Origin of the sequence: Blautia sp. AM42-2 (assembly GCF_003480245.1) — a bacterium.
Lineage (GTDB): Bacteria > Bacillota > Clostridia > Lachnospirales > Lachnospiraceae > Fusicatenibacter > Fusicatenibacter saccharivorans.
On the sequence record NZ_QUIM01000001.1, the window covers coordinates 653,535 to 661,372 of the forward strand.

3 protein-coding genes and 1 rRNA gene are annotated in these 7,838 nt (G+C 49.1%); all 4 read right to left on the reverse strand.

The window, feature by feature from the left end; genetic code table 11:
• Window positions 1–27 precede the first annotated feature (27 nt).
• The 4 genes from DW915_RS03060 to DW915_RS03080 all read right to left on the reverse strand — a co-directional run bounded on the left by DW915_RS03060 (window position 28) and on the right by DW915_RS03080 (window position 7,744).
• A complete protein-coding gene (locus tag DW915_RS03060; RefSeq protein WP_118741528.1) occupies window positions 28–1,350 on the reverse strand; it encodes an MATE family efflux transporter in 1,323 nt (440 codons plus the stop codon).
• Between the two features lie 211 nt (window positions 1,351–1,561).
• Window positions 1,562–3,892: an ABC transporter permease gene (locus DW915_RS03070; protein ID WP_118741529.1), complete on the reverse strand. Its 2,331-nt coding sequence runs from the start codon at window positions 3,890–3,892 to the stop codon at window positions 1,562–1,564.
• Between the two features lie 14 nt (window positions 3,893–3,906).
• Window positions 3,907–4,605, reverse strand: a complete 699-nt coding sequence (locus DW915_RS03075) for an ABC transporter ATP-binding protein (RefSeq protein WP_118741530.1) — start codon at window positions 4,603–4,605, stop codon at window positions 3,907–3,909.
• Between the two features lie 252 nt (window positions 4,606–4,857).
• Window positions 4,858–7,744, reverse strand: a 23S ribosomal RNA gene (locus DW915_RS03080).
• Window positions 7,745–7,838: the final 94 nt, after the last annotated feature.

A 7,838-nucleotide genomic window follows, 5' to 3' on the forward strand; every position in this document is an offset into this window, starting at 1 on the left:
TTTCTTTTCTTCTTATATTTTTTATCTTCATACTGCGCGGCGGTATACCACAAGAGAAACCGCTGCGGAAATGACCTCTGTGATCCAGAAGGCATGCCATACGAAAACGCCGCCTCCCAGATGGGACAGCAGGTAAGCTGCCGGGAGAATGACAATGACATTTCGGCAGAGGGAAATGATCAGGGAAGATCCGCCTTTTCCGAGTCCCTCCAGCGCACCGGAGGATGTGATGGAAACTGCCGAAATCAAAAAGCCCGCGCTGATGCGTGTCAGCGCCTGTCCGCCAAGACGGATGGTCTCCGGATTGCTGCTGAACAGTCCGATCAGCTGTTCCGGAATGGCAAGGCAGATGCCGGTTCCAATAAGCATGATCACCGCACACATAATCAGGGTGATCTCATAAATCTTCCGCACACGCTTATGCTCGCCTGCGCCGTAGTTGAAGCCGATAATCGGGCGCATGCCCTGTACAATGCCGTTTGCTGTCAGATAGATGAACGTCTGCAGCTTGTAGTAAATGCCGAGCACGACAACGTAGCTCTGGGAATACACGGCCAGGATTCCATTCAGTGCGGAAATCAGAAGAGACGGCAGCGCCAGGTTCAGGATCGCCGGGACGCCGATCGCGTACAGTCTTCCGACCAGATTTTTTCCTTCTTTTAAATATTCCGGACGGATTTTGACCGAAATCGGGCGGATCTTGTAAATGATCCAGTAAATCACGGCCGGTGTCACCTGACCGATGCCGGTTGCAAGCGCCGCACCCTCAATTCCAAGACGCGGAAACGGTCCGATTCCGAAAATAATCAGCGGATCCAGAATGATGTTGACAATACAGCCGATCATCATACCGGTCATCGTCACTTTCATCCGGCCGACTGCCTGAAAAACCTTTTCAAAGTAAAGGTTTGCCATGATTGCTATGGTAAACAGAAAGATAATCCGTGAATACCGGACACCAAGATCGATGACAGTTTCGGAAGAAGAAAACATCCGCAGGAAACGCTCGATGACCAGAAGGCTTCCGATCGTTAAAATAACCGCATGCAGCATGGTAAGGGCAAGACCCTGCGTTGCAGCACAGCCGGCTGCCTTTTTGTCACCCGCTCCCAGATAATACGAAATCACCGCATTCAGTCCGATTCCAAAACCGATGGCAACGGCATTTACAAAATTCTGTACCGGATAAACCAGGGAGAGCGCCGTCATGGCATCTTCGCTGATCTGTGCGACAAAGAAGCTGTCCACAATGTTATATAAGGAATTGACCAGCATCGAGATTACCATTGGAAGCGCCATCGAAACCAGCAGTGGAAATACTGGCTTTTCTTTCATAAAGTTTTCGTTCATTATTACCTCCATTTGTGATCTTTTCTGTTGGTGGGCTTACGTGCAGGCACGGACTTTGCTTCATTGCCCACAAAAAAAGCCACGCAATTATCTGCTTTCGATAATTGCGTGGCGAAAAGAACTTTATTACAAGTTGAAAAATCCACACCAAGTTTGAGAGCAATATACCACACTTTGCCCGGGCTTGTCAAGATTTCTCCTGTAACTTTTTTTATTCTACATTTTTCAGTGCCTCGTCCATCGGAATCTTTTGGATGTGGCGGAACTGCAGCACAGCGATAACAGCATACGCCGCAAGGCCCATCAGATACATTTTTCCGTAAATTGCCGGATCAATATAGTATGTCAGCCAGCCGCTGTACTCGGAAAGCATAATGACATAAATCTGGCGGATCAGCGCGGAGGCAATGATCAGGCTGGCACCGATTGAGACGATCACAACCCAGGTTGTCGCCGTCAGATACAGACTCAAAATTTCCCTGTTCTCGTAGCCGAGAATCTTTACCATCGAAATCGAAGTCGTATTCTTCTCGATGATCAGCTTCGTCAGCAGATAAATCAGCAGCATGAACAGTACAATCGAGAAAACATTGATCAGCTGGAACATTTCTCCCATCGACACATTGAGCTGCCGTGAAATCTTTGTCATATCATCTTCCGTAATTTTCGTCGCGATATACGATTCCTCCAGGTCCGTGATCGGCTCGTTGGAGAAATAGCCGTTAAAGTAGTCCTCTGGATGATCGAATTCCTCGCAGAAGACATCCATCGGCAGAAATACCGCAAGGGCTCCCGGGTAGGCATAAATGCTTTTTACTTCAAAGCTGTACGTTTTGTCCTCATACGGCTCTTTCAGTTCCAGTGTATCGCCGACTTTCATTCCATATTTTTCGGCATAACCGTCGGAAATCGTCACGCCGTCCTCAAACAGTTCAGCGGAAACATATTTGCTGTCTTTCTGAATTCCATATACCGAAATGCTCTCGCCCTCCCGGTTTTTCGGAATATTTTTCAGCGATGTAAGAGCAAACGTTTCCACGCCTTCCGTATTTGTCTTCAGCGATGGCGTCAGAAGTTTCTGCACAATTCCCATCAGCGTGTACTCATCATCCTCATCGATCGGATCCGGGACGTTTAAAATATACTGGTAATCTGCCAGCATATTTTCCACCGCCTCCGTCTGGTAATGTGACAGCAGCGGTTTCATCATCATACCGAACAGCAACAGAATATTGGCAAATACGATACCTAGAAACAGGGTAAAGTAACTCGATTTGTTCTGCAGCAGGATCCGCAGACGAAACCGCGAGAAGAACCGGAAGTTCGGAAGACGCACTGCATGGCTTTTTCCTTTCTTTGCAAAATCGTGGCGCAGAAAACGCAGCGGTGACAGACGCAGACGGCCGGAAATCAGCACCGCGTTGATCACAAACATCAGAATTGCCGGAATTACGGTCGTGAGCAGAAATGCATTGGCATTCCACCGCGTCTGATACGTCGGCAGACTGTAGCTTCCATAATACATACCGGCGCAGATATCTTTAAACACGGTGTATCCCAGAATATTTCCAATCACCGCCGACAAAATCGTAATCAGTACCGGCAGGGACAGATAATGCAGCAGAAGTTCCCGTCTCGTATAGCCGGATGCGCGCAGCGTTCCGATCACCGACGCTTCTTTTACAATCGTATTGTTTGTCGTAACTGCAAAAATGAACGCCATGATGGCAATCAGGATGTACAGCAGTACCTCCACCATCGCCTTGTCACCGCCCATATCGTCGCCGGTAAATTTGATTGCCTGATTGCCGTAGCGCGGCAGATAACCCGTCAGCGAGGAATGAGCCGCCAGAACCTCGACGAAATCATCGGACCATTCTTTTTCCTCGTTTTCATCTTTCGGTTCCGTATCGTATTTCCAGGAATAGCAGTATTTGATATGGTCATCGGTAATGGCATCATACCCTTCTTCGGTCATGATTCCCACACCGAATTTAACCGCATCGAACATCATGTCACTTGAATTGCTGAACAGCGCACTGTAATCCGAAAGTGCCACAAGACCGGTAACCGTCAGTTCTTTTTTATCAACCGAGATCACATCACCGACCTGCAGGTCATTATTGTCCGCATACATACGGTCAATTGCAATTTCATCCTTCTGCTGCGGCATTTCGCCTTTCATCAGGCAGACCAGATTGACCTCTGTTCTGTTTTTAAAAAGACGGATCGTGCTCTCTGGTTCCGAATCCAGATCCGTGTCGGCATCTTCGTCTTTATAGAAATTCTCGTAAATCGTTACCTTCTCTTTTTCCAACCGTGTTCTCTGGTTATCGGTGAGCTTCTGTTCTGTTGTAAAATTTCCGTTTTCCACGTTGTATTTTTCAAAGCTTTCATCGTAAGCATACAGCATGCTCTCATCCGCAACGAGAAAACCGGACACAAAGCCAATCGTCGCCGTCATAAACAGAAAAATAACGAGATATTTTCCAATATCGTTCTTCAGTTCCCGCAGCAGGCGTTTTCGTAATGGATTTTTCATACTTCCACCCCGCTTTACCAGTCCAGATCGCCGGCGGCGATTTTGGTCTCATTGACGTAGTTTTTACGGATCTGGCCGTCGCGCAGACGAATCACGCGGTCCGCCATGTTTTTGATCGCATCATTGTGTGTTACCATGATGACGGTGTTGCCGTACTTCTGATTGACGTCCTCGATCAGCTTCAAAATTTCTTTTGAAGTATGGTAATCGAGTGCACCTGTCGGCTCATCACAGAGCAGAATGCTTGGATTTTTGATGATAGCTCTTCCGATTGAAGTACGCTGCTGCTGACCGCCAGAGAGCTGGTTCGGCAGCTTGTCGCGGTGGTCATAGAGCCCCAGTGTCTTTAACAGATCGTTGATGTCGAGCGGATGATCGCTTAAGTATGCGCCGACTTCAATATTTTCTTTCACCGTCAGGTTTGGAATCAGATTGTACATCTGGAAAACGTATCCTAAATGTTTTCGTCTGTACCGTGTCAGCGTTTTTTCATTCATATCCTCAATTTTTTCGCCTTCAATCACGATCGAACCGCTGTCCGCCTCGTCGATTCCGCCGATAATATTCAACAGTGTCGATTTACCGGAACCGGATGGACCTAGGAGAACACAGATTTCACCTTTTTCCACAGAAAACTGGATTCCCTTTAAGACCTCCACACGGCTTTCACCGGTTCCAAAACTCTTCTTCAGGTTATTAATCTCAAGAAACATAACTTTCCTCCCTGCATCTTTTTTCCTGAGTGTGTAAGAGTCTGTTTTGTGTTAGACTCTTCTAACCCCATAATACTGCTTTTTCTGTGAAATGAAAAGCGCTGTTAATGAGTATTTTTTCTCATTAGCAGCGCTCTTTCTTTTATTTTTTAACAGTAAAAAACCATCGAATCTCTCCGATGGTTTTTCCGATATACCTTCAAAACCGCATACACTACACATCTATCATTCCATTTTTGTGAACACAACCATTCAGGTCAAGCCCTCGACCGATTAGTAACAGTCAGCTCCATGCCTTACGGCACTTCCACCTCTGCCCTATCTACCTCGTCGTCTTCAAGGGGTCTTACTTCTTTCGAATGGGATATCTCATCTTGAGGGGGGCTTCACGCTTAGATGCCTTCAGCGTTTATCCCTTCCCGACTTGGCTACCCGGCCGTGAACCTGGCGGTTCAACCGGTACACCAGAGGTCAGTCCATCCCGGTCCTCTCGTACTAAGGACAGCTCCTCTCAAATATCCTACGCCCACGCCGGATAGGGACCGAACTGTCTCACGACGTTCTGAACCCAGCTCGCGTACCGCTTTAATGGGCGAACAGCCCAACCCTTGGGACCTACTACAGCCCCAGGATGCGATGAGCCGACATCGAGGTGCCAAACCACTCCGTCGATGTGAACTCTTGGGAGTGATAAGCCTGTTATCCCCAGGGTAGCTTTTATCCGTTGAGCGATGGCATTCCCACTTAATACCACCGGATCACTAAGTCCTACTTTCGTACCTGCTCCACCCGTCGGTGTCGCAGTCAAGCTCCCTTCTGCCTTTGCACTCTTCGAATGGTTTCCGACCATTCTGAGGGAACCTTTGAGCGCCTCCGATACCCTTTCGGAGGCGACCGCCCCAGTCAAACTCCCCGTCTGGCATTGTCCCCCGGCCTGATAAAGGCCGCTGGTTAGAAGCCCAGCAGCACAAGGGTGGTATCCCAACAATGGCTCCCCTGAAACTGGCGTTCCAGGTTCACAGCCTCCCACCTATCCTGTACATGCACTGCCGGACCCCAGTACCAAACTGGAGTAAAGCTCCATGGGGTCTTTCCGTCCTGGCGCGGGTAACCAGCATCTTCACTGGTACTTCAATTTCACCGGATGCATTGTCGAGACAGCGCTCAAATCATTACGCCTTTCGTGCGGGTCGGAACTTACCCGACAAGGAATTTCGCTACCTTAGGACCGTTATAGTTACGGCCGCCGTTTACTGGGGCTTAAATTCAAAGCTTCGCTTGCGCTAACCTCTCCTCTTAACCTTCCAGCACCGGGCAGGCGTCAGCCCATATACCTCACCTTACGGTTTTGCATAGACCTGTGTTTTTGCTAAACAGTTGCTTGAGCCTATTCTCTGCGGCCAACTCTCGTTGGCACCCCTTCTCCCGAAGTTACGGGGTCATTTTGCCGAGTTCCTTAACAATGCTTCTTCCGCCGGCCTTAGGATTCTCTCCTCATCCACCTGTGTCGGTTTACGGTACGGGTATCTTAAAAACAATAGCGGCTTTTCTTGATTCATGGCTCACACACTTCCCTACTTTAGTTCGGTCCGCATCACGCCTTTGGATTGCCACACGGTTTTTCCTATGTGACTCCTCCTTCGCTTGCACGCGGCTTTCCGTTCCGCGCCTGTGCTCTCCACAAATGTCCCCACAGTTCTGTTTTAAGATAGTGCAGGAATCTCAACCTGCTGTCCATCGGATACGCATTTCTGCCTCTCCTTAGGCCCCGACTTACCCAGGGCAGATCAGCTTTACCCTGGAAACCTTGGATATTCGGCCGAGAGGATTCCCACCTCTCTCTCGCTACTCATTCCGGCATTCTCTCTTCCTGGCACTCCACAGCTCCTTCCGGTACTGCTTCGTTGCGCCAGCAATGCTCCTCTACCATACCTTGCGGTATCCTGTGCTTCGGTGTCGTGTTTCAGCCCCGGACATTTTCGGCGCAGGACCTCTCGACTAGTGAGCTATTACGCACTCTTTGAATGTGTGGCTGCTTCTGAGCCAACATCCTAGTTGTCTTCGAAATCCCACATCCTTTTCCACTTAACACGTACTTTGGGACCTTAGCAGCAGGTCTGGGCTCTTTCCCTTTTGACTGCCCAACTTATCTCGTGCAGTCTGACTCCCGATGAGCATCTTTACGGCATTCGGAGTTTGATATCCCTTGGTAAGCTTTGACGCCCCCTTAGAAATTCAGTGCTCTACCTCCGTAAGACTCCATCGAGGCTAGCCCTAAAGCTATTTCGAGGAGAACCAGCTATCTCCGGGTTCGATTGGAATTTCTCCCCTACCCACACCTCATCGCCACCCTTTTCAACGGATGTGCGTTCGGCCCTCCACTACCTCTTACGGCAGCTTCAGCCTGGACATGGGTAGATCACCCGGTTTCGGGTCTACTCTTACTGACTTCACGCCCTCTTAAGACTTGGTTTCCCTTCGGCTCCGCACCTGCAGTGCTTAACCTTGCCAGTAAACGTAACTCGCCGGACCGTTCTACAAAAAGTACGCGGTTGTGCACATAAGGCACTTCCACAGCTTGTAAACACAGGGTTTCAGGTTCTCTTTCACTCCCCTCCCGGGGTCCTTTTCACCTTTCCTTCACAGTACTATGCGCTATCGGTCACTGAGGAGTATTTAGCCTTGGAGGGTGGTCCCTCCTGCTTCCCACAAGGTTTCCCGTGTCTCGTGGTACTCTGGATCCTGCCAGCCTCTCTTCAATTTCGCCTACGGGATTTTCACCCTCTCTGATCAGATTTCCCAAAACTGTTCGGCTATTGATTCGAGTACCTTATGCAGTCCACAACCCCGCGGTGCACGCACCACGGTTTGGGCTCTTTCCATTTCGCTCGCCGCTACTTTGGAAATCGAGGTTTCTTTCTTCTCCTCGGGGTACTTAGATGTTTCAGTTCCCCCGGTTCCCTTCCATACGTTATGGATTGGCGTATGGATACTTGAGGTCTGCTCAAGTGGGTTTCCCCATTCGGATATCTCCGGATCAATGGATATTTGCTCCTCCCCGAAGCTTTTCGCAGCTTATCACGTCCTTCATCGGCTCTCAGTGCCAAGGCATCCACCCTGCGCTCTTAATGCTTGACCTGTATTCTTGGTCCGCTGCCATCATAGCGTTGATGACAGGCTTTTGTGTTCTCTGCTTTAAAAGCAATTGATTCAATAATCTTTCGATTATCTCT